Below are 341 nucleotides of genomic sequence, written 5' to 3'. Positions count from 1 at the left end.
TTTCGGGTGGAAACCTTCCGAGGATTTTCCCCGACTGTCAACGATTTGGGGAATGCCATTAAGACCGGGGATAAATCTTGCTGCCGAGTTAAGCAGCTTCATCGCGTACTGGCAGGTTGAAGGCAGGGCGTTTCACCAGGTCCAGTGGGAGCAAAAACTAGCAAGACATCTTAACCGTGCGGAAGTCCGCCAGAAAAAACCAGCGAACGGGAGTAACGATCATGTGGGAGTACGAGCAGAGCCAGCAGCATCCAGAGCTGTACAACAGATTCGAGCCGCCCGTGAGCAACGGTTGCGAGTTGCTGGAACAGACGGCCGTAGAAACGGCGTGGCGCCTATGG

1 protein-coding gene is annotated in these 341 nt (G+C 54.8%); it reads left to right on the top strand.

Going from position 1 to position 341, the window contains the following annotated elements; all coding sequences use genetic code 11:
• Positions 1 to 341: DnaT-like ssDNA-binding domain-containing protein (locus tag DEO45_RS16860; protein ID WP_428992455.1), on the top strand; the 341-nt coding region annotated here is incomplete at both ends.

Origin of the sequence: Rhodanobacter denitrificans (assembly GCF_003335105.1) — a bacterium.
Classification (GTDB): Bacteria; Pseudomonadota; Gammaproteobacteria; order Xanthomonadales; family Rhodanobacteraceae; genus Rhodanobacter; species Rhodanobacter denitrificans_A.
Note: the sequence above shows the minus strand (reverse complement) of the source record. Positions and strands in the feature narration are given on the sequence as shown.